Raw genomic sequence first — 17,537 nt, forward strand, 5'->3', positions numbered from 1 at the left:
CCCCTACGTCGCCGACGGTCTACAGGAGTCGTCGATCAGCCCATCTGGGAATCGACCGTGACCTGGTACGAGACGAGCGTCGACCTCGAGCTTCCGACGCCGAAGGTGACGGTCACGTCGACCCCTGCATCCACCCACCTGCCTCGCATCCACCGCCGGCTGAACCAAAAGCGCTGCAGACCTGCCTCGGTGAGAGCGGCGTCGACAGCCGCGACCACCTCGCGTCGTGAGCCGGCGATCGACGTCTCGACCTCCCACTTCCTGTATTCGCGCGCGACCGCCTCGACGTTCCCGGCGAAGGCCTCCGCGGGCAGCGGCACGTCCTCGATCGTGTGGGACTCGGGCGGCTCGCCGAAGTGGGGCTCTCGGGCCGCCTCGGGATCCTCGGCCGAACAGGCGGCCGTGCCGATCGAGAGCAGCAATCCAGCGGTGAGCAGGCCCCACCTGTCGCGACGTCCCATCCGCGCTCCGTTCGGTCCGAACATCTCGTGCGGCCGTCGCTCGAGGTAGCGCATCGTAGGGCGCCCCGACCGCCCGGGAGCGTCGGTCCCATCTAGGAACCGCCGAGTGCCGTGGCCGAGCCGGTCAGCGCAGGTGGTCGGCCAGCGATCCCTGGGGACCGAACAGGCGCTCGGTCCAGACGCGGAGCAGCTCCTCGTTGTCATGGTCGGAGGGGTGGAACCCCTCGCGCCAGTAGTCCGCGAGGCTGCGCCTGACGTCGGCCTGCAGGAAGGGCGACCGTCGCAGCCGCCACACGCTCCGGGCCAGGCGCACCGGGTTGTACGTCGCGCGGTCGCGCAGCATGGAGAGGACCGTCGCGATCAGCACGGTGCCGAGCAGCCCGACGGTCTGGATCGCGAAGCCGAGCCGCCGTACGCGCTCCGAGCCGCCGATCGTCCGGTAGACGTCGAAGGCGACGGCCTTGTGCTCGGTCTCCTCGAGGGCGTGCCAGAGCAGGATGTTGCGCACCTCGGTGTCGCCGAGCAGCTGCTGCGCCTCGGGCTTGGTGAGGAGGCACTCCGCGATCGTGGCCGTGTAGTGCTCGAGCGCCGCGGTGTAGGCGAGGCAGAGCCGGGCCGGGGCCCGCTTGGTGGCCGAGGCGAGGGAGGCCTTCACGAACCGGCTCACCCGGTGGGTCGGGTAGCCCATCTCCTGGAGCCGCCGGTTGAGCTCGCGGTGCTCGCGACCGTGCGTGGCCTCCTGGCCGATGAACCCGCGCACCTGCTCGCGCAGCACGGGGTCGGTGACCTGGCCGGCGTAGTGCCGCACCGACCGGATGAAGAAGTCCTCGCCCGGTGGGAACGTCGCCGACAGGACGGCCACGACGTGGCTCATCATCAGGTCGTCCTCGACGTAGTGCCGGTGGAGCGACCCTGCGGGGTAGCGGAAGCGGATCCGGCGCACGGGGAGCGCGCGTTCCGGGCGGTCCATCCGTCGAGGCTAGCCCGGAGGGGTGAGGTAGCGACAGGTGTGGTGCGGCATCAGCCCGAGCGCGTCGTACAGCGCGATCGCGGGTGCGTTGTCGACCTCGACGTGCAGCCACACGGTGGTGGCGCCCTGCTCCGCGCCCCACTCGAGGAGCTCGCCCATGACGGCGGTGGCGAGGCCCTGGCGCCGGTGCGCGGTGTCGACCTCGACGCCGTGCACCCCGAGCCAGTCGCCGTCGATCGCCGCCTCGCCTTGCGCCCACGTCGCCGAGCCGTCGCCGACCGTGACGACCGCGCGGGTGCCGTCCGTCGACGCGAGCTCGGCCATCCCGTCGACCGCGCGCAGGCGGCGCCGTACCTGGGTCAGCGAGGCGAGCCGGAGATCGGCGTCCCCCGTCGGGTCGACGGTCCAGCCGAGGTCCCGGAAGGCTTGCTCCTCGGCCGAGCCGAGCTCGACCTGGACGTACGTCGGCCGCCGGCGGCCGTCGTAGAACTCTCGTACGGCGGCCGCCGCCTCGACGTGCGGCAGGCCGGGGTCGCCGAAGGCCAGGCACGAGTTCGCCCGCCGGCGGAGCCGGCCCACGGGGGCGACGTCGGTGCGCAGCAGCCACTCGCCGAGCGGCGTCGTCTCGACCGTCGCCCAGAGGGACGCGGTGTGCAGCTCGGCGTCGCGCGCGGAGACCCGGTGCCGCACAGACGGGCGGGGCGGCACCGGCTTGCCGGAGACGATGTCGGCGATCGGGATGGTGACCGGATCGCCCGACTCGGGGTGGAGCACGCAGACGCCGTCAGCCCACGCGACGCACACGCCGAGCAGGTCGGTCAGCGCCGGCCCGCCGGTCGGTCCGGTCTCGCCGCGGACGAGGCGGCGTACGACGACCCGCTGGCCCACGACGTGCGGGCCGAGGAGGTGGCGTCCCGGATCCTGAGGGTCGTGCGCGTCGCTCACGGCCGGGATACTAGGCTGGCCGCCGACACGAAAGGCTTTCGTGTCCCCGAGCACCCCGTACCGCAGCCCTGGTCCAGGAGGAACACACGATGACCTACGTCATCTCGCAGCCGTGCGTCGACGTCAAGGACAAGGCGTGCGTCGACGAGTGTCCCGTCGACTGCATCTACGAGGGCAAGCGGATGCTCTACATCCACCCCGACGAGTGCGTCGACTGCGGTGCGTGCGAGCCGGTCTGCCCCGTCGAGGCGATCTTCTACGAGGACGACACCCCGGAGGAGTGGAAGCAGTACTACGACGCCAACGTCCACTTCTTCGACGACCTCGGCTCGCCGGGGGGCGCCGCGAAGATGGGCGAGATCGACAAGGACCACGAGTTCATCGCGGCCCTGCCGCCGCAGAACCAGGACTGACGCTGACCGTCTCCGGCCGGCTTCCCGACTTCCCGTGGGACAAGCTGACGTCGTACGCCGCCACGGCGCGCGCGCACGCTGACGGCATCGTCGACCTGTCGGTCGGCACGCCCGTCGACCCGACGCCGGAGGTCGTGCAGGAGGCGCTCCGCGCTGCGGCGGACGCGCCCGGCTACCCGCTGACGATCGGGCGTCCCGAGAGCCGCCAGGCGGTCGTCGACTGGCTGGCGCGCCGCCACGGCGTCACCGGCCTCGACATCAGCAACGTGCTGCCGCTGATCGGCTCCAAGGAGCTGATCGCGTCCGCGGCGCTGCACCTCGGCGTCGGCCCGGGCGACCTGGTCGCCTACCCCGAGCTGGCCTATCCGACCTACGAGGTCGGAGCCGCCCTCGCCGGCGCCCGCGCCGTGGCCACCGACTCGCTGACGGCTCTCGGCCCCGAGACGCCGCGCATCCTCTGGATCAACTCGCCGTCCAACCCGACCGGGCGGGTGCTGCCGAAGGACCACCTGAAGAAGGTCGTCGACTGGTGCCGCGAGCGCGGCGTGCTGCTGATCTCCGACGAGTGCTACATCGAGTGCGTCTGGGAGGGGGAGGCCCTCTCCGTGCTGCACCCCGACATCTGCGGCGGCAGCACCGAGGGCATCCTCGCGGTCCACTCGCTGTCGAAGCGCTCCAACTTGGCGGGCTACCGCTGCGCCTTCGTCGTGGGTGACCCGGCCGTCGTGGGCGAGCTGCTCGCGGTCCGCAAGAACCTCGGACTCCAGATGCCCGCTCCCCAGCAGGCCGCGATGATCGCGGCGCTCGACGACGACGAGCACGTCGCGGAGCAGCACGCGCGCTACGCCGCACGACGGGCCAAGCTGCTCACCGCCCTCGAGGCCGCGGGCTTCTCGATCGAGCACTCCGAGGCGTCGCTCTACCTCTGGGCGACCCGCGGCGAGGACTGCTGGTCCACCGTGGCCTCGCTCGCCGAGCGGGGCATCCTGGTCGCCCCCGGCGCGTTCTACGGCGCTGCGGGCAGCAGCCACGTGCGGGTCGCGTTCACGGCCACCGATGAGCGGGTCGACGCCGCGGTGGCACGCCTCTCCGCGATCTGACGCGGTCCGGGCGCGTCCGCAGGTACCGTCGGCGCGTGCGCTGGCTGTGGGTGATCGGGCTGCTGTTGGTCGTCGCGTGCTCTCCGGACGAGGAGGTGGGGAGCGGTGGCGAGTCCGGCCCGACCGCGTCGCCATCGTCCGCCGTGGCGACCGAGGCGGCGGAGGACGACCTGCTGCTCCACGTGCCGCCCGGAGGCGAGGGCAAGCGGCCATTGGTGCTGCTCTTCCACGGCACGCCCGGGGCGCCCGAGCAGCTGGCGCAGGACACCCGCTTCAACCGACTGGCCGACGAGGAGGGCTTCGTCGTCGCCTACCCCGATCCCTACCTCGAGATCGGCGCGCTCCGCGACCTGATCGACCGCCTGGTGGCCGAGGAGGGCGTCGACCCGCGGCGCGTCTACGCGGGCGGGTTCTCCCGCGGGGCATCGCTGGTCTACGACCTGGCCGTTCGGCTTCCCGACCGGATCGCGGCGTTCGCACCCGTCAGCGGCCTCCCACCCAGCGACTTCTCGCCCCGCCGCGCCGTACCCCTGATCACCTTCCAGGGCGGCCGCGACAACCTGGCCGCCGGTTTCCCGTCGACCAACAGGACGTGGGCGAAGGCCGCCGGCTGCGAGCAGCCGGAGGTCGCCGAGATCCGGATGTACGGCGGACCCGCGCGCCGCTCCATCGCCCAGTGCGACGACGGGGCGGTGCACGCGGTCTACGAGCTGCCGCGGATGGGCCACGAGTGGCCGCGGGAGGCGACGGGGCTGATCTGGGAGTTCTTCGAGGCCCACCGCCTCGGCGGCTGACTCACAATCCCGTCTCCCAGTAGATGAAGTCCCCACCGCCGCTCGGCAGGTAAGAGATCCGCTCGAGGTCGATGCCCTGCGGCGCCATCAGGATGGTGCACGCCTCGACGGTCTCGCCGGCGCCGATCTCCTCGGGCACCCCGGCGCACTCGGTGAAGGCGGGTCCGCCCATGTCGATGACGACGAGCGGGCTGATCAGGTTCTCGTCGGCGTCCTCGCCGCTCGGGCGGCCCGGGGCCACGGGGGAGTCGCTCTCGTTCTCGAACGTCACGTCGACGTAGAACACCTGCTGGCCCTGCTCCTCGGGGTCGAGGCTGAAGCCGCCGGCCTCGAGCTCGTCGGTCGAGCCGGTGCGCACGTCGGTCACGGCGACCGTGCCGAAGTCGACCTCCGCGGCGGTGCCCAGGGAGAGCTCGTCGGAGCCGGAGCAGCCGGCGAGGGCGGTGGCCGTCGCGGCGATGGCGAGGAGGAGGGGGATCGGGTGGCGGGAGGTCATCGGTGTGTCCCTTCAGGAGAGAGCCCCGAGACCGGACATCTCACGATGCCCGGTCCCGGGGTGTGCCGCTAGTGGCCGCGGCGGGTGATGTGGTTGACGGTCATCGGTCAGCGGACGGCCTGGACCGTCGGGCTGAGGTCGCGGGCGCACGTGGTGGTGGCCTTGACCTTGGCGTAGAAGAAGCCCTCGGTGCCGGTGTTGCCGGTGTTCCAGCTGCCGTCGCTGTCGGCGGTGTCGGACGCGAACTTCACGTCGTCGCCGCCACCACGGCTGCCGACCTGCTTGATGACGATGACCTTGCGGCCCTCGACACAGGCGGGGTTGCTGCTGGTGACGAAGCCGGACAGGTCCGTGCCCTCGGCCTGGATGGTCACCGTCGTCCGGGAGCCGGCGGCGTGGGCGGAGGTGGCGGTGCCGGCGACGACCGCGGTGGCGGCGCTGGCGGCGAGGACGGTGGCGGCGATGCGGGTGATGGTGTTCATGACGTTTCCTCTCGGGGGGTTCTGGAGCGCGGTGTGCGCTTATGCCAGGTGTGATGCAGCCGCCGCCAGGAAAGTTCTGGCGATCTCGAACTAATTCCGGATCCGCCAGGTCCAGGTGGCCGAAGTGGCGTCGCGGTTGCCCGCGAGGTCGGTCGCCCGCACCCGGAAGACGTGTCGGCCGAGGGCGAGCCGCGCGTAGCTGCGAGGCGAGGTGCACGCCCGCCAGGCCCGGTCGTCGAGCTTGCACTGGAACGTCGACCCGTTCTCCGTCGCGCTGAACGAGAACGCCGCGCTGCGGGACCTCGTCGGCGAGGCCGGCCCGGCCGTGATCGTCGTGTCGGGAGCGGTGGCGTCGGGTGCGCCGAGCTCGAACGACAGGGAGACGTCGCTCAGGTAGCCGGAGTGCGCGGCGAAGTCGTCGTTGATGTAGACCTTCCAGTCCCCGTTGGGGTTGGTGCCGTAGAGCGACCGGAGCAGCCCGGTCGAGTACGGCCCGGCCGGTGCGGGCGCCGGCATCACGTCGCCGGGCTCGTAGGCGGTCGGGGCGAAGTTGATCCCGCCGCCGCCGGCCCCGCCGAGGTTGCAGTTGCCGTTGTCGGACATCGCCGGGTCGCGGTCGTTGAGGCGCCAGGTCTTCCCGAGCGGCGGCGCGAAATGCCCGCAGGCGTCGGACATGAGCCAGATCTTCTGGCCTCCGGGCGCGACCAGCAGGATGTCGAGGTCGTCGGGGCGGGAGTGCCCGATGCCGTGCAGGTTGACGGCGACGTCCTCGATCACGCCGGACCTTCCCGACACCGGGATGGTCAGCGGGTACGGCGTGGCGGGTCCCTCGCCGTCCGCGTCCGCGGGCACCACGATCGACTGGCTCGCGGTCTCGATGATGACCCGGAAGCCCTGCAGCACCACGCCGTGGTCGGCGCCGTTGGGGAACCGGTTGGTGTCGTCGTGGACGAACAGCTGCCAGGTCCCGTTCGGGTTCTCGCCGTTGAACGCCGACAGGCTGTGCTTGAGCGACAGGGGCGCCGGGGCGGGGAGGATGTCGGGGGTCGGGAAGAGGCCGGGGTTGCTCGGCTTCCAGGAGCCCGAGGCGCACTGGGAGCCGGGCAGCTGGCTGGCCGCCTCGTCGTCGATCGTCCAGTAGTTCTGGATGACCGGGCCCGCGCCGCACGAGTCCGACACCAGCAGCACCGCGGTGCCGGCCGGCGACTTCAGCACGATGTCGAGGTCGGAGCCGAAGCCGTGGGTCACCTGGTTGAGGTCGACGTTGACGTCGGTGATCGGCCCGTCGATGCCCCACATGGTGGTCGTCGACGGGTAGTGGTTGGCCTTCTGCGCCGTGTCGGCGTTGGTCGGCGCGTCGATGATGATGGCTTGCGGGTTGCCGGGCGCAGAGACCGCGTTGTCCGGCGCGGCGGTCGCGACGCCGCTGAGCGTCGCGCCGATGGCGAGGGTGAGCGCCGTGGCGCTCCGGGAGCGGTGGGTGGTCTTCATGCTTCGACGATCTGCTCGCGCGGACGGACGCGACCAGTCGACGATCGATACCCGGCGGGTCCAGATTCGTGACCGCGCGCTCATGACGGGACCGTGGCGAGGACGCCGAGCATGTGGTTCATCACGGCGAGGTGCTCGGCGGCCGGGCTGAACAGCACCAGCTCCGCGTCCTCCTCGACCCGGACCGAGTGGCCGGCGGGCCAGTGGAAGACGTCTCCGGTCACGTCGGTCTCGCTGGCGCCGTCCGCGAAGGTGACGACGACGCGGCCGGCGAGCACGTAGCCCCAGTGCGGCGCGAAGCACACGTCGTCGTCGAGGCCGCGCAGCAGCGGGGCGATGTCGACCCCCGCGGCGAGGCTGAAGTACTCGGCGGCGAGCGGGCCGTGCGCCGTACCGAAGTCGGGCAGGTGGCGCGCGACGGCGCCGAGGGCGTTCATCTTCACGGGGAGGTCGTGCTTGGCGATGTGCATGGTGGTGCTCCTCTCGGGGTTTGCCCGTGAGGCGTGACATCCGCTGTCACACTGTGACAATGGCCGGCTCCCTGCCAGATCCGGAGTCCCCCGAGGCGCTCGCGGAGCGAGCCGAGGAGGCCTACCGCGACGGCCGGATGGAGGCGGCGCTCACCGCCTGGGAGCAGCTGTACGCCGTGCACGTCGCTGCCGGGCGCCGCTCGGACGCGGCACTCGCCGCGGCTCTGGTCGCGCTCAACCTGCTGTGCGAGACCGGGCTGATGGCGCCGGTGCGCGCGTGGGAGACGCGGGCGCGCCAGCAGCTCGAGAGCGAGCCGACGGGCCCGGCGCACGCGATCCTGGCGATCACCCGCACGTACGAGCGCATCCTCTCCGGCGACCCGGAGGGCGCGGCGGCGCCCGCGCGCGAGGCGGTCGAGCTCGGCACCCGGCTCGGCGTCGACCCCGCCCGGGGGCTCGGCCTGGTCGCCGCCGCCCGGCTCGCCATCCATGCCGGCGAGGTCGACGACGCGATCGACCAGCTCGATCGGCTCGCGGTCGCCCTCGCCGCGGGCGAGTTCGACCCGCTGACCACCGGCAACGTCTACTGCGAGCTGATCTGTGTGGCGCAGTGGCTCGGCCGCCACGACCTGGCCCGGGCGTGGACGGAGGTCATGGAGCGCTGGCGCCACGGCACGGCGTACGGCGCCACGCACGGCCGTTGTCGCGTGCACCGCGCCGAGCTGCTCCGGATGTCCGGGCCGGCCGCCGCGGCGGAGGCCGAGGCGGTCGCGGCCTGCGACGAGCTGCGCCCGTGGATGCGCCGGGAGTACGGCTGGCCGCTGGTCGAGCTCGGCAACATCCGCCTGCGACGTGGTGACCTGGCCGGCGCGGAGGAGGCGTTCCTCGAGGCGAACGCCCGTGCGTGGTGTGCTCAACCGGGGCTCGCGCTGCTCCGGCTCGCCCAGGGAGAGGCGGCCGAGGCCGCCGAGATGATCCGGGCCGAGCTGAGCCACCCCACCGACGTGCCGTGGAAGGAGCGGCCACCGTTCGGCGGGCTGCGCGCCGTGCCCCTGCTCGCGGCACAGGCGCAGGTCGCCGAGCACCTGGGCGACGCGGCCACCGCGGCCACCGCCGCGGCCGAGCTCGCCGCGGTCCATGCGGCCTACCCGAGCGACGGTCTGCGGGCGACGGTCCGGCTCGCGGAGGCACGGGCCGCGCTACTGGCGGGCGACGCCGACCGGGCGATCGGCGTCGCACGCGAGGCCGCTGCACTCTGGATCGACCTCGACGCGCCGTACGACGCCGCGCTCGCGCGCACGCTCACGGGTGACGCGCAGCACCGCCTCGGCAATGCCGACGTGGCGCGGCTCGAGTGGCAGGCGGCGCGGCGTGGGTTCGAGGCGTTCGGCGCCGAGTTGGCCGTGCAGGTCGTCGACCAGCGGCTCGGAGTCGCGGCCGTGCGGCCCGACGCTGCTCCGGCCGCGAGCGGAGGTGTGGCGGAGCTGGTGCGCGACGGCGACCACTGGCTGGTGCGGTACGACGGCCGGGCCGTGGTGCTGCCCGACCTGAAGGGCATCGCCTACCTCGCCAGGCTCCTCTCCGCGCCAAGCCGCGAGCACCACGTCCTCGACCTCGCCGGCGCCGGAGCGGTCGCTCCCGGCCTGCCGGTGCTCGACGACGAGGCGAAGGCGTCATACCGCCGTCGTCTCGCGGAGGTCGAGGCCGACCTGGCGGAGGCCGAGGCCGACCACGACGAGGCCCGCGTGCGCCTCGCCGAGCGCGACCGCGACTACCTCGTGGCCGAGCTGACCGCTGCTGCCGGGCTGGGTGGGCGGGCGCGCACCACCGGCGGTACCGCGGAGCGCGCCCGGACGAGCGTCACCCGGTCGCTGCGCTACGCGCTGGCGCGACTGTCCGAGGTCGCCCCCGACCTCGGCGCCCACCTCGACCGCACGGTCCGCACCGGCACCTGCTGCTGCTACGAGCCGGACCCCGTCGCCCGGCTGGAGTGGAAGGTCACCGGCTGACGACCGTCGCGGCTCAGCCGAAGACGTCGACGTGCACGTGGTCGCGGTGCTCGAGCACCGCCTGGTCGCCCGAGCGCGACGGCGGGTCGTAGTTCTCCCAGCCGTCCTGGCCGGCGACCCAGATCCGGTCGTCGAAGATGACCGTGCGCACGTCGAGCCGGGCCGCGTTGGCGACCAGGTAGTGGGCGAGCGCCCACCCCCGCGTGCGGTTGTCCTCGTTGATCGGCCGGAAGAACACGTCGACCGCGCGGCCCTCGTAGTGGGCCGAGCCCTCCATGTGGCCGTCGGTGACGCCGCCGGGCGCGAACCCGCCGAGCGCCAGGTCGCCGAACCGGTCGAGCAGGTCGCGGCGTACGGCGTCCGCACGCGGCGTGAGCCCGGTGTCGAGCAGCGCCTCGTCCGCCGAGGGGGCGCCCCCGTCGAGGTCGCAGGAGAACGTGGCGGGGGAGTAGCCGGTGAGGGCCGAGGCCAGGGCGCGCGCGTCGGCCTCGTGGTCCGCGTAGGCGTCCGGGAAGCCGGAGCGCTGCACCGTCTGCGCGGCGACGGTGATCTCCATGCCCTCGTAGCCGTCGACCTGCTCGAGCGCGTCGTAGAACGCGTTCGTCGCGTAGGCGGGGTCGAGCAGCTGCTCGACCGTGCCCCAGCCCTGCGAGGGCCGCTGCTGGAAGAGGCCGACGGAGTCGCGGTCGCCGTAGTCGATGTTGTAGAGGTCGGACTCCTGGTAGGCGGTCGCGAGCGCGATCGACACCGCGCGCGCCGGGAGCCCGCGCTCGATCGCGATCGCGGTGATCAGCGAGGCGTTCTCGGCCTGCTCGCCGGTGACCCGCACGTCGTGGTTGGCGACCGTGACCGTGCAGTCGCCGCTGGGGCCGTCGAGGATCTCGTCGGCAGACTTCAGCACGGCAACGCCGACCACCGCGATGATGACCATCGCGGCCAGGCCGACGACGATCGCCGCGGTGCTGTTCTTCACGACTCCAGTGTGGGGAGGGGGTGGTGACCCGGGGACTCGCGCCAACGCGCGATCAGTTGGCGTGCAGCGCCTCGTTGAGCGCGATGCCGTCGCCCTGCCACGGCACCGCCTCGATGGCGCCGCTGACGGAGTTGCGCCGGAAGAGCACGTTGCTCGCGCCGGACAGCTCGCGCGCCTTGACCACCCGCGGAGCCCGGCCGCCCTCGATCAGCGTCACCTTGGTGCCCGCGGTCACGTAGCAGCCGGCCTCGACGACGCAGTCGTCACCGAGCGAGATGCCGATCCCGGCGTTGGCGCCCAGCAGGCAGCGCTTGCCGATCGAGATGACCTCCTTGCCGCCGCCCGACAGCGTGCCCATGATCGACGCGCCGCCGCCGACGTCGGAGCCGTCGCCCACGACGACGCCCGCGCTGATCCGGCCCTCGACCATCGACGCGCCGAGGGTCCCGGCGTTGAAGTTGACGAAGCCCTCGTGCATCACGGTCGTGCCCTCGGCGAGGTGCGCGCCGAGCCGCACCCGGTCGGCGTCGGCGATCCGGACGCCGGTGGGCAGCACGTAGTCGACCATCCGCGGGAACTTGTCGATGCCGTAGACCGCGACGGTGTGGCCGGCCGCCTTGAGCCGGGCGCGGGTGAGCTCGAAGCCGTCGACGGCGCACGGGCCGGCGCTGGTCCACACGACGTTGGTGAGCAGGCCGAACAGGCCGTCGAGGTTGACCTCGTGCGGCCGCACGAGCCGGTGCGACAGCAGGTGCAGGCGCAGCCAGGCGTCGGTGGTGTCCACCGGAGCCGCCGACAGGTCGGCGATCTCGACGAGGGTGACGCTGCGCCGTACGGCGCGCGCCTCGTCGGCGCCCTCCAGCAGGCCGAGGTCGGCCGGCGCGGTCACGTCGGCCGGCTTGGCGCCGAGCGCGGGGGCGGGGAACCAGGTGTCGAGCACCTGGACGGCCCCGGAGTCGGAGGCGGTCTGGGTTGTCGTGGTCAGGCCGTAGCCCCAGGCAGCAGTCACGTGCGGTGATCGTAGTCGTTCTGCTTGCAGCGGAATCGCTGGGCCGCGGTCGCGGACGCGCCTACGGTCGGGGCATGGGTGACGTGCTGAGGTTCCCGGACCGGCCGGCGTACGACGAACCGGCGGCGCCGCCGGGGCCCGAGCCCCTGTGGCGGGAGGCCGCCGGTGACGTGCTCCGGGAGGAGCGCCACCGGCTCGGCCGGACGCTGTCCGACGTCGCGAGGACGTCCGGGATCTCCGTGCAGTACCTGTCGGAGGTGGAGCGCGGGCTGAAGGAGCCGAGCTCGGAGGTGCTGTCCGCGGTCACCGGCGCGCTCGGGCTGCGGATGGCCGAGCTGACCCTGCGGGTCTCGCGGCGCCTCGACGGCCCCGTGTGCCTCGCCGCCTGACCGCCTCGTTCCCGGCCAGGGCTCACGCCACGGCGAGCTTCCGGCTCTCCAGCACCGCGTCGGCGAGGCCGTAGGCGACCGCGCCCTCGGCATCGAGGATGAGGTCGCGATCGGTGTCCTCGCGCAGCCGCTCCACCGTCTGCCCCGTGTGGTGGGCGAGCACGTCCTCCATCTGGCTGCGCAACCGGACGATCTCCTTCGCCTGCACGGCGAGGTCGGGGAGCGTGCCCTGCCCGCCGCCGGACGGCTGGTGGAGGATCACCCGCGACCGCGGCAGCACCGACCGCTGTCCCGGCGCGCCGGCCGCGAGCAGCACGGCCGCCGACGAGGCCGCCTGCCCGATGCAGGTCGTGGACACGGGTGCGCGGACGAACTGCATCGTGTCGTAGATGCCGAGCATCGCGGTGACCGATCCGCCAGGACTGTTGAGGTAGAGGTTGATCGGCGTCTCGGGGCTGTCCGCCTCGAGGTGCAGCAGCTGGGCGATCACCACGTTGGCGACGCCGTCGTCGATCTCGGTGCCGATGTAGACGATCCGGTCGCTGAGCAGTCGCGAGTAGATGTCGAGGGCCCGCTCGCCGTGCAGGGTCTTCTCGATCACGCTCGGGATCGTGTAGCTGCTCATGCCCGGCTCCCGAACGCGACGGTCGAGCGGGCCGGGCCGACCTGCGGGACGGTGGTGATGATCTCGTCGACGAAGCCGTAGTCCTTGGCCTCCTCCGCCGTGAACCAGCGGTCGCGCAGCGCGTCCTTCTCGACCTTCTCGGCCGGCTGGCCGGTGTGCTCGGCGATCAGCCCGATCATCACGTTCTTGGTGTGCTCCAGGTTCTCCGCCTGGATCTCGATGTCGATGGCGGTGCCGCCGATGCCCGCGGACCCCTGGTGCAGCAGCACCCGCGCGTGGGGGAGGGCGTACCGCTTGCCCGGGGTGCCGGCGGAGAGCAGGAACTGGCCCATGCTCGCCGCCAGCCCCATCGCGAGCGTGCTGACGTCGTTGGGGATCATCCGCATCGTGTCGTAGATCGCGAGACCCGCGGACACCGATCCGCCCGGGCTGTTGATGTAGAGGCTGATGTCGCGGTGCGGGTCCTCGGCGGACAGCAGCAGGAGCGCGGCGCAGATGCGGTTGGCGATCGGGTCGTCGACCTCCTGGCCGAGGACGATAATGCGCTGCTGGAGCAGCCGCGCGGTGAGCTGGTCGTCGATCATGCCGAGCGGGCGCTCGGGTGCGTTCGTGGTCATGCACCCACGGTCCGCCGTACGACGCCGGCGCCCAAGCGATTCCGCTGTGGGCGGTTCTGCCCTCGGCAGGGCCGGTCAGCGAGCCGGGTCGGTGAGGCCCTCGGCGACGGACTCCCAGTCCACCCCGGGCTTCGCCCGCTCCATCTGTGCGCGCGTGACGTCGCGCACGAGTCGCGGCAGCGCCGGGGCCACCCCGGCGGCCTCGGTGGCAGCCACGACGTGCTCGAGACCGCGCAGGCACATCTCGAGGCTCGCCTGGCCGCGGTCGTACTTCCGCAGCTCGAACGCCTGGGCCAGGTTCGGCAGCTCCGCGCCGAGGGTCTCGAGGATGCCGGTGGCGTAGGGGAGGTAGGCGGAGGGCTCGATGCCGTGGGCGCGCACCAGCGCGGCGGAATGGAGGAACGCGTACATGCCCGCGAAGAAGACGTCGAGCATCGCCAGGTCGAGGGCGGGTGGGACCGCGTGGTCCTCGCCGAGCACGTCGGTCACGCCACCGAGACCCGCCAGCACGGGGCGGGCCGCGGCCACGGCGTCCTGGCCGCCTGCACACAGCACCAGGTGGTGCTCGGTGCCGACCAGGGCCGTGGGGACCATGATCGCGCCGGTGACGTAGGCGATGCCGAGGGCTGCCGCGGCGTCCGCAGACGCGACCGCGTCCTCCGGCGTGCCGGTGGACACGTTGACGACCGGCACGCCCGCGGTGAGTCCCGGCGCCAGCCGCTCGAGGAGCTCCCGGCTGGCGTGGTGGTCGCGGACGCAGACGATCACGGCGTCGGCGTCGCGCACGGCGCCGGCGGGGTCGGCCGTCAGCGGAGCGTCGGCCAGGCCGATCTCCCCGAGGTCCTTGGGAGACCGGTTCCACACGACCACGTCGTGGCCGGCGGTCCTCAGCGACCGCGCGATCGCCGCGCCCATGGGGCCGAGTCCGAGCACCGCGACACGCCGCGGGGAGGTGGGGGAGGAATGAGGTCGGTCGGTTGTCGGGTTCATGCGACGAAGGTGGCACCGGCCGCGGCCGGTGACCAGTACGCACTTTGTTGTCACCACGTACCGCCACGTAAGGAGCGCTCACCATGTCGGACCCGGACGAGACCTGCGGGGTCAACGTCGCCTTCGCTGTCGTCGGCAGCAAGTGGAAGCCCACGATCCTGTGGCTGCTGGGCCAGGGGCCTCGCCGGTTCGGCGCGCTGCGCCGCGAGATCGGGCCGGTGTCGGAGAAGGTCCTGGCCGCCCAGCTCCGGGAGCTCCAGCGCGACGGCGTGGTCAGCCGGCGTGAGCAGCCGGGGTTCCCGCTCCACGTCGAGTACTCCCTGACCGAGCACGGGCGGGCGCTCGACGCGGCACTCGCGCCCCTGGCCGACTGGGGCGATGCCCACCTCGAGGTCCTCAGCGGGGCGAGCGCCGACGCGTCCTAGTCAGGCCGTCAGCGTCCCGAGGAGCCTGACGGCGAGGGCGCGGTCTCCCTCGAGCTCGACGCCCACCGCCGCCCACCCCCGCGCGCTGCCCGGGCGCCGAGGACCGATGAGCGCCTTCATCGACGACGCGTCCGCGCGGACGGTCGCCGCGGCGGCGGAGTCGCGGGGACCGGTGATCTCCAGCGCGCGATCGTGCACCGATGCGCGGAAGCGGTCACCGTCGAGGTCCAGGTCGACCTCGGCGTCGAGACCGTCCGCCCGAGCGGGGTCGAAGTGGAGCAGGATCGCCATCGCGATCGCGGCGGGGGTGGTCGTGAGCGAGCCGTTCCTGCCGGGCGAGCGTCGGCCCCACGCGGCGAGCGCGAGCATGGCCGGACGGAGCTCGCGGCCCCACTCGGTGAGGTCGTAGACCCAGGACGCCGCCGGGGCGGGCAGGCGGCGGCGGTCGGCGACGCCTGCGGCCACCAGCTGCTGGAGCCGGTCGGTGAGGACGCTGCTGCTGGCGCCGCTGAGCCGGGCTTGGATGTCGGTGAAGCGGCGCGGCCCGAACATGAGCTCCCGGATGACGAGCAGCGCCCAGCGATCGCCGACGACATCCAGGCCGTGAGCGAGCGCGCAGCTCTCGTCGTAGCTCCGGGAGGTCATGCGGTCATCTTACCGGCTGATGCTGAAATCAAAGAAGTCACTTTGCTTTTCGAAGTAACGGGTCTAGGGTCGCCGTCATGAGTGCGGCTCCCCGTCCCTGGCTCGCCTTCTCCGTCGCGGGCACGGCGATCTACCTGACGATCCTCGACCTGTTCATCGTCAACGTCGCGATCGGGGCGATCGGGTCGGACTTCGCGGCGACGTCAGCAGCGGACCTCTCGTGGGTCCTCACGATCTACGCGATCCTGTTCGCCGCGGTGCTCGTGCCCGCCGGCCGACTGGGGGACCGGTTCGGGCGTCGACGGGTCTTCTCCGCCGGGCTCGGTCTGTTCCTGCTCGGGTCGCTGCTGGCCGGCATCGCGCCGGGGTACGGCGTCCTGCTCGTCGGGCGCGCGGTCCAGGCGGTCGGCGCCGCGCTGGCGACGCCGAACTCGCTCGGGGCGGTGCTCCCGATGTTCGAGCAACGACAACGACCCGCCGTGCTCGGGGTGTGGGGCATGATCGCGGCGTCCGGCGCCGCCTCCGGCCCGCCGCTCGGCGGCATCCTCGCGCAGGTCGACTGGCGCTGGATCTTCCTCGTCAACCTGCCCGTGGGGCTGGTCGCTCTGGTGCTGATCGCTCGCGTGATCCGCGAGTCGCCGGCCGAGCAGGGGACGCGCACCGACTGGGTCGGAGCAGCGACCCTGGCCGCTGCGATCGCGGCGCTCACCCTCGGGCTCGCGCAGAGCGAGAGCTGGGGCTGGGACGCTCGGGTCCTCGGCGCCGTCCTGGTGGCGGCCGTGCTGGGTGCCCTGCTCGCGCTGCGCTCGCGCCGGCACCCCGACCCGATCCTGGAGCCCGACCTCTTCCGCCGACGCGGCTTCGGCGCCGCGATGCTCGGCACCGCCGCGTTCTGGGGAGCGTTCGCCGCGCTGCTCCTGGCCAGCAGCCTCTACCTGACGGCGGTGCGGGGGTACGACGTCCTCGAGGCCGGCCTGCGGATGGCGCCCGGCCCCGCCGTCTCGGCGGTGGCCGCGGCCGTGGCCGGACGCCTCGCCGGGAAGGTGCCTCCGCTGCGCCTCGCGCTCGCCGGGACCGCGGCGCTCGCCGCCGGCGCGCTCGTCCTCGGGATCACGCTGGGCGACACGTCGTCGTACGCCTGGACGTTCCTGCCCGGCTCGCTGCTCGCCGGTATCGGCGCGGGCACGGCCATCCCGAACCTGCTCGCGCTCGCCCTGGTGGGCGTGCCCCCGCACCGGTTCGCCACCGGCGTCGCCATCTACACGGTCTTCCGCCAGGTCGGCTCCGCCGTGGGGACCGCCGCTTGGGTGGCCGCGATCGGCACCGGCTCCCTGGCGCTCGCGGCGACGTACCGCGTCGGCTGGTGGGTGGTCGTCGCCGGCGCCCTCGTCGCGCTCGGCGCCCTGGTGTCGGTGGCCGCGCGCACGATGGCCCCCGAACCCCCGCCCGAGCCCGCCACCACGAAGGAGAACCATGTCCGATCACGCTGACCTGGCCCGCAAGGCCGAGATCCTCCGCTCCCTGCACGTGCCGGGCGACCCCGTCGTCCTGCCGAACGTCTGGGACGTCGGCAGCGCGCTCGCCGTCGTCGACGCCGGGTTCCCGGTCGTCGCCACGGCCAGCAACGCGGTCGCTGCCGTGCTCGGCTACGACGACGGGGAGGGGGCGCCGGTCGACGAGATGTTCCGCGTCGCCGGACGGATCGCGGCCAGTGTCGACGTACCGGTGACGGTCGATGCCGAGGCCGGCTACGGCCTGCCGCCCGAGGAGCTGGTCGAGCGGCTGATCGCCCTCGGTGTCGTCGGCTGCAACATCGAGGACTCCGACCACCGCAACGGCGGCCTGGTCGCGCCCGACGTGCGCGCTGCCTACATCGAGCAGATGCGCGCCGCGGCCGACCGGGCCGGCGTGCCGATCGTGATCAACGCCCGGGTGGACTCGTTCTTCCCCAGCTCGCCGCTCGCTGACGACGACAAGCTCGGCGATGCGGTGGCGCGCGGCACGGCCTACCGCGCCGCCGGCGCCGACTGCGTCTTCCCGCCGGGCGCCGACCCCGACGCGGTGCGCGCGATCGTCGAGAAGGTCGATGCGCCCGTCAACGGCGGCCTCCCGCTCGGGAAGGGCTCCGTCGCCGACGTGGCCGCGCTCGGGGTGGCGCGGATCTCGCTCGGCCCGCAGCTCTACCGGAGCGCCCTCGCCAACCTCGGACGGGACCTCGCGGGGCTCCGCTAGG

General features: G+C 73.0%; 21 protein-coding genes. 8 read left to right on the plus strand and 13 right to left on the minus strand.

Annotated features, from left to right (window positions below):
* Nucleotides 1-35: 35 nt before the first annotated feature.
* The 3 genes from HNR19_RS06175 to HNR19_RS23450 all read right to left on the minus strand — a co-directional run bounded on the left by HNR19_RS06175 (nucleotide 36) and on the right by HNR19_RS23450 (nucleotide 2,376).
* Nucleotides 36-461, minus strand: coding sequence for a hypothetical protein (locus HNR19_RS06175; RefSeq protein ID WP_179667099.1), 426 nt, complete (start codon nucleotides 459-461; stop codon nucleotides 36-38).
* Between the two features lie 124 nt (nucleotides 462-585).
* Complete coding sequence (locus tag HNR19_RS06180; RefSeq protein WP_179667100.1) at nucleotides 586-1,431, minus strand: metal-dependent hydrolase; 846 nt, start codon at nucleotides 1,429-1,431, stop codon at nucleotides 586-588.
* 9 nt (nucleotides 1,432-1,440) lie between these two features.
* Nucleotides 1,441-2,376: a GNAT family N-acetyltransferase gene (locus HNR19_RS23450; RefSeq protein ID WP_179667101.1), complete on the minus strand. Its 936-nt coding sequence runs from the start codon at nucleotides 2,374-2,376 to the stop codon at nucleotides 1,441-1,443.
* A gap of 89 nt (nucleotides 2,377-2,465) precedes the next feature.
* Here HNR19_RS23450 and fdxA point away from each other — a divergent pair, with 89 nt between their 5' ends.
* Genes fdxA through HNR19_RS06200 form a run of 3 tightly spaced genes read left to right on the plus strand, consistent with a single transcriptional unit; the run spans nucleotide 2,466 to nucleotide 4,683 of the window.
* Complete coding sequence (gene fdxA / locus HNR19_RS06190; protein WP_179667102.1) at nucleotides 2,466-2,789, plus strand: ferredoxin; 324 nt, start codon at nucleotides 2,466-2,468, stop codon at nucleotides 2,787-2,789.
* Nucleotides 2,786-3,889 (plus strand): succinyldiaminopimelate transaminase, encoded by a 1,104-nt coding sequence (dapC, locus tag HNR19_RS06195; protein WP_218910477.1) that lies wholly within the window; start codon nucleotides 2,786-2,788, stop codon nucleotides 3,887-3,889. Before fdxA ends, dapC begins: the two co-directional genes overlap by 4 nt.
* A gap of 35 nt (nucleotides 3,890-3,924) precedes the next feature.
* Nucleotides 3,925-4,683 carry a PHB depolymerase family esterase gene (locus tag HNR19_RS06200; protein WP_179667103.1) on the plus strand — a complete coding sequence of 253 codons (759 nt, stop codon included), beginning with the start codon at nucleotides 3,925-3,927 and terminating at the stop codon, nucleotides 4,681-4,683.
* Nucleotide 4,684: 1 nt separating this feature from the next.
* Here HNR19_RS06200 and HNR19_RS06205 read toward each other — a convergent pair whose 3' ends face one another.
* The 4 genes from HNR19_RS06205 to HNR19_RS06220 form a co-directional block, all read right to left on the minus strand.
* A complete protein-coding gene (locus tag HNR19_RS06205; protein WP_179667104.1) occupies nucleotides 4,685-5,179 on the minus strand; it encodes a hypothetical protein in 495 nt (164 codons plus the stop codon).
* Between the two features lie 107 nt (nucleotides 5,180-5,286).
* Nucleotides 5,287-5,661, minus strand: coding sequence for a hypothetical protein (locus tag HNR19_RS06210; protein WP_179667105.1), 375 nt, complete (start codon nucleotides 5,659-5,661; stop codon nucleotides 5,287-5,289).
* A 90-nt stretch (nucleotides 5,662-5,751) separates the two neighbouring features.
* On the minus strand, nucleotides 5,752-7,152 hold the full coding sequence (locus HNR19_RS06215) for a hypothetical protein (RefSeq protein WP_179667106.1): 1,401 nt from the start codon (nucleotides 7,150-7,152) through the stop codon (nucleotides 5,752-5,754).
* Nucleotides 7,153-7,232: 80 nt separating this feature from the next.
* Nucleotides 7,233-7,622: a cupin domain-containing protein gene (locus tag HNR19_RS06220; RefSeq protein WP_179667107.1), complete on the minus strand. Its 390-nt coding sequence runs from the start codon at nucleotides 7,620-7,622 to the stop codon at nucleotides 7,233-7,235.
* Nucleotides 7,623-7,681: 59 nt separating this feature from the next.
* Here HNR19_RS06220 and HNR19_RS06225 point away from each other — a divergent pair, with 59 nt between their 5' ends.
* Nucleotides 7,682-9,631, plus strand: a complete 1,950-nt coding sequence (locus HNR19_RS06225; RefSeq protein WP_179667108.1) for an ATP-binding protein — start codon at nucleotides 7,682-7,684, stop codon at nucleotides 9,629-9,631.
* Nucleotides 9,632-9,644: 13 nt separating this feature from the next.
* On the opposite strand, the gene HNR19_RS06230 is transcribed toward HNR19_RS06225, so the two are convergent.
* Nucleotides 9,645-10,604 (minus strand): VldE C-terminal domain-containing protein, encoded by a 960-nt coding sequence (locus HNR19_RS06230; RefSeq protein WP_343047076.1) that lies wholly within the window; start codon nucleotides 10,602-10,604, stop codon nucleotides 9,645-9,647.
* Nucleotides 10,605-10,656: 52 nt separating this feature from the next.
* A complete protein-coding gene (gene dapD, locus HNR19_RS06235) occupies nucleotides 10,657-11,613 on the minus strand; it encodes a 2,3,4,5-tetrahydropyridine-2,6-dicarboxylate N-succinyltransferase (protein ID WP_179667109.1) in 957 nt (318 codons plus the stop codon).
* 74 nt (nucleotides 11,614-11,687) lie between these two features.
* On the opposite strand from dapD, the gene HNR19_RS06240 reads away from it, so the two are divergent.
* Entirely contained in the window at nucleotides 11,688-12,002 is a 315-nt protein-coding gene (locus HNR19_RS06240) for a helix-turn-helix domain-containing protein (protein ID WP_179667110.1), read from the plus strand.
* 22 nt (nucleotides 12,003-12,024) lie between these two features.
* Here HNR19_RS06240 and HNR19_RS06245 read toward each other — a convergent pair whose 3' ends face one another.
* The 3 genes from HNR19_RS06245 to HNR19_RS06255 form a co-directional block, all read right to left on the minus strand.
* The gene (locus HNR19_RS06245) at nucleotides 12,025-12,627 is read right to left on the minus strand and encodes a ClpP family protease (RefSeq protein ID WP_179667111.1); all 603 of its coding nucleotides are present in this window, start codon (nucleotides 12,625-12,627) and stop codon (nucleotides 12,025-12,027) included.
* Nucleotides 12,624-13,244 (minus strand): ClpP family protease, encoded by a 621-nt coding sequence (locus HNR19_RS06250; protein ID WP_179667112.1) that lies wholly within the window; start codon nucleotides 13,242-13,244, stop codon nucleotides 12,624-12,626. Before HNR19_RS06250 ends, HNR19_RS06245 begins: the two co-directional genes overlap by 4 nt.
* A 75-nt stretch (nucleotides 13,245-13,319) precedes the next feature.
* Nucleotides 13,320-14,234, minus strand: coding sequence for an NAD(P)-dependent oxidoreductase (locus HNR19_RS06255; RefSeq protein WP_281366463.1), 915 nt, complete (start codon nucleotides 14,232-14,234; stop codon nucleotides 13,320-13,322).
* Nucleotides 14,235-14,317: 83 nt separating this feature from the next.
* On the opposite strand from HNR19_RS06255, the gene HNR19_RS06260 reads away from it, so the two are divergent.
* On the plus strand, nucleotides 14,318-14,659 hold the full coding sequence (locus tag HNR19_RS06260; RefSeq protein ID WP_179667114.1) for a winged helix-turn-helix transcriptional regulator: 342 nt from the start codon (nucleotides 14,318-14,320) through the stop codon (nucleotides 14,657-14,659).
* On the opposite strand, the gene HNR19_RS22300 is transcribed toward HNR19_RS06260, so the two are convergent.
* Nucleotides 14,660-15,304, minus strand: coding sequence for a winged helix-turn-helix transcriptional regulator (locus tag HNR19_RS22300; RefSeq protein WP_218910166.1), 645 nt, complete (start codon nucleotides 15,302-15,304; stop codon nucleotides 14,660-14,662).
* Nucleotides 15,305-15,381: 77 nt separating this feature from the next.
* Between HNR19_RS22300 and HNR19_RS06270 the strand changes: the two genes are divergently transcribed.
* Both HNR19_RS06270 and HNR19_RS06275 read left to right on the plus strand, forming a co-directional pair.
* Complete coding sequence (locus HNR19_RS06270; protein WP_179667115.1) at nucleotides 15,382-16,794, plus strand: MFS transporter; 1,413 nt, start codon at nucleotides 15,382-15,384, stop codon at nucleotides 16,792-16,794.
* Entirely contained in the window at nucleotides 16,778-17,536 is a 759-nt protein-coding gene (locus HNR19_RS06275) for an isocitrate lyase/PEP mutase family protein (RefSeq protein ID WP_179667116.1), read from the plus strand. Before HNR19_RS06270 ends, HNR19_RS06275 begins: the two co-directional genes overlap by 17 nt.
* Nucleotide 17,537: the final 1 nt, after the last annotated feature.

This window comes from Nocardioides thalensis, assembly GCF_013410655.1.
Taxonomy (GTDB): Bacteria; Actinomycetota; Actinomycetes; order Propionibacteriales; family Nocardioidaceae; genus Nocardioides; species Nocardioides thalensis.